This is a genomic window from Ruegeria sp. AF8 (assembly GCF_056541825.1).
This window is the reverse complement of the sequence record NZ_JBQFYW010000047.1, coordinates 2,501-6,083: the sequence shown is the minus strand read 5'-3', so window position 1 is coordinate 6,083 and position 3,583 is coordinate 2,501. Positions and strand designations below refer to the sequence as shown.

The 3,583-nt window shown below is 53.7% G+C and carries 1 tRNA gene and 2 rRNA genes; all 3 read right to left on the bottom strand.

From position 1 onward, the window contains the following. The 3 genes from ACR0AO_RS25045 to ACR0AO_RS25035 all read right to left on the bottom strand — a co-directional run bounded on the left by ACR0AO_RS25045 (position 1) and on the right by ACR0AO_RS25035 (position 3,338). Positions 1-77: transfer RNA gene (locus ACR0AO_RS25045), tRNA-Met, on the bottom strand. Positions 78-198: 121 nt separating this feature from the next. Beyond that, positions 199-313 (bottom strand): 5S ribosomal RNA (gene rrf, locus ACR0AO_RS25040). 193 nt (positions 314-506) lie between these two features. Then, positions 507-3,338 (bottom strand): 23S ribosomal RNA (locus ACR0AO_RS25035). Between the last annotated feature and the right edge of the window lie 245 nt (positions 3,339-3,583).

The window sequence follows — 3,583 nt, the reverse complement described above, 5'->3', positions numbered from 1 at the left end:
TGGTTGCGGGAGCAGGATTTGAACCTGCGACCTTCAGGTTATGAGCCTGACGAGCTACCGGGCTGCTCCATCCCGCGACACTTAGTGCTGGTCTACGGCCTGTAAGGCTGTTTTGAGACCATTGTTGGCCTATCGCTTACGCTACTTGAGGCCGGGTCGTGTTGTTTTTATCGTTAGAGAGGAAGGGGATTTTACTAGGTTTGGCGGTGACCTACTCTCCCGGGGCTTAAGCCCAAGTACCATTGGCGCGGCAGTGCTTAACTTCCGGGTTCGGGATGGGACCGGGTGTTTCACTTGCGCTATGACCACCAAACCGAGGAAAATCCCCACGTCGCTGTTTTTGCGGAGCAAAAAAGCGACGGGTGGCAGGCAGCGTCTTTTGCGTGCAAAAGGCGCGTTGCCACTCGGTTGTTGTTTCAATCAACATCGCGGCTGGGTGCTGCGACGCCGTCCTGGGTCAAGGTCGGTGTATGCTTCTGGTTTGATTTGTCTTTCTGTTACTGGATCAAATCAAGCCTATCGGGCGATTAGTACCGGTCAACTGAACGCATTACTGCGCTTACATCTCCGGCCTATTGACGTGGTGGTCTTCCACGGCCCTCAGGGAGACCTTGTTTTGAGGGGGGCTTCCCGCTTAGATGCCTTCAGCGGTTATCCTGTCCGATCATAGCTACCCTGCACTGCCGTTGGCACGACAACAGGTCCACCAGTGGATCGTTCACCCCGGTCCTCTCGTACTAGGGGCAACTCCTCTCAAGTCTCCTACACCCACGGCAGATAGGGACCGAACTGTCTCACGACGTTCTAAACCCAGCTCACGTACCTCTTTAAACGGCGAACAGCCGTACCCTTGGGACCTGCTCCAGCCCCAGGATGAGATGAGCCGACATCGAGGTGCCAAACACTGCCGTCGATATGGACTCTTGGGCAGTATCAGCCTGTTATCCCCGGCGTACCTTTTATCCGTTGAGCGATGGCCCTTCCACTCGGGACCACCGGATCACTATGGCCGTCTTTCGACTCTGCTCGACTTGTCAGTCTCGCAGTCAGGCTGGCTTCTGCCATTGCACTCAACGAGCGATTTCCGACCGCTCTGAGCCAACCTTCGCGCGCCTCCGTTACGCTTTAGGAGGCGACCGCCCCAGTCAAACTACCCGCCACGCAGGGTCCCGGATCCGGATAACGGACCGCGGTTAGACATCAAGAGTGCGAAGGGTGGTATCTCAAGGGAGGCTCCACAGGGACTTGCGTTCCTGCTTCAAAGCCTACCACCTATCCTGCACATCACAATCCTGATGCCAGTGCGAAGCTGTAGTAAAGGTGCACGGGGTCTTTCCGTCTAACCGCGGGAAGCCTGCATCTTGACAGGCAATTCAATTTCGCTGAGTCGATGTTGGAGACAGCGGGGAAGTCGTTACGCCATTCGTGCAGGTCGGAACTTACCCGACAAGGAATTTCGCTACCTTAGGACCGTTATAGTTACGGCCGCCGTTTACCTGGGCTTCAATTCAAGGCTCTCACCTCTCCTTTTAACCTTCAGGCACCGGGCAGGCGTCAGACCCTATACGTCGTCTTGCGACTTCGCAGAGCCCTGTGTTTTTAATAAACAGTCGCCACCCCCTGGTTTGTGCCCCCAGCCCCTAGTTGCCTAGGAACCGGGCCTCCTTCTCGCGAACTTACGGAGGTATTTTGCCGAGTTCCTTCAACATCGTTCTCTCAAGCGCCTTGGTATGCTCTACCAGTCCACCTGTGTCGGTTTAGGGTACGGTCTGATGGAGGGCTATTTCCAGGAACCACTCAGCAGCCCAATCAATCCGATAAGATTGAACTACACCTGTGATCCGTCACATCCTCCTGGCCTAGGAATATTAACCTAGTTCCCATCGCCTACGCCTTTCGGCCTCGGCTTAGGGGCCGGCTTACCCTGCTCAGATTAGCTTTAAGCAGGAACCCTTGGACTTTCGGCGAGAGTGTCTCTCACACTCTTTGTCGCTACTCATGTCATCATTCTCACTAGTGATCTCTCCACCGGATCCCTCACAGGCCGGCTTCATCGAAAGATCCAAATATCCTCCAAGGCGATCTTGCGATCGCTAAAGAGGATAGGATCTATGTCACACTACGCTCTGCTACCATGCCTTACGGCATCCTAAGCTTCGGCTCATGGCTTGAGCCCCGTTACATCTTCGCCGCAGGACAACTTGTTTAGACCAGTGAGCTGTTACGCTATCTTTAAAGGATGGCTGCTTCTAAGCCAACCTCCTGGTTGTTTTGGTCGTCCCACCTGCTTTCCCACTTAGCCATGAATTGGGGGCCTTAGCTGTAGGTCAGGGTTGTTTCCCTCTCCACTACGGACGTTAGCATCCGCAGTGTGTCTGCCATCTAGTACTCCCGGGTATTCGGAGTTTGGTTAGGATCAGTAAGCCTGTGGGGCCCCATTACCCATCCAGTGCTCTACCCCCCGGGGTATTCGGATGACGCTCTACCTAAATAGATTTCGCAGAGAACCAGCTATCTCCGAGTTTGATTGGCCTTTCACCCCTAGGCACAGCTCATCCCGATCCTTTTCAACGGATGTGGGTTCGGTCCTCCAGTAAGTGTTACCTTACCTTCAACCTGGCCATGCCTAGATCACTCGGTTTCGGGTCTGATCCCACGAACTCATGCGCCCTATTAAGACTCGCTTTCGCTACGCCTACACCTAACGGCTTAAGCTTGCTCGTGAGACCAAGTCGATGACCCATTATACAAAAGGTACGCCGTCAGCTCGCAAGGAGCCTCCGACTGATTGTAGGCGTTCGGTTTCAGGTACTGTTTCACTCCCCTCGTCGGGGTGCTTTTCACCTTTCCCTCACGGTACTGGTTCGCTATCGGTCAGCAAGGAGTACTTAGCCTTCGAAGGTGGTCCTCCGATCTTCAGACAGAATTTCACGTGTTCCGCCCTACTTAATACGTCCGTCAAAGCTTCGAATACGGGGCTGTCACCCGCTATGGCCATGCTTCCCAACATGTTCTTCTCACTTATCCGGCTCGGCTGGTCCCCGTTCGCTCGCCGCTACTGGGGGAGTATCAATTGATTTCCTTTCCTCCGGGTACTTAGATGTTTCAGTTCCCCGGGTTTGCCTTTATAACCCTATGTATTCAGGTCATAAATACCTGGTTATGCCCATTATTGATTAGCAGAGCTAACAATAACAAACATTCAGGTGGGTTGCCCCATTCAGAAATCCATGGATCAAAGCTTATTCTCAGCTCCCCATGGCTTATCGCAGAGTATCACGTCTTTCATCGCCTCTTGCTGCCAAGGCATTCACCAAACGCCCTTCTCGCGCTTGATTTGATCCAGAAAGAGAAAGACATAACATTTTGCGCTACCGCCTGTTCGGCTACTTGAGCGCCTGAACCCTTCCGGCCTGCGGCCTTCACGGTTCGACTATGTCCATCGCGATGACCCAGCTGGTAACTAAAGGTCATCTTTCTTCTGAACCAAAAACATACATTTCCCGCCCCCGCCACTTGGACGAGGACAATTGAGCAACCCCGTATGGTCTCAAAGCCGTGCAGCTGATCAACGCAGGTCGCT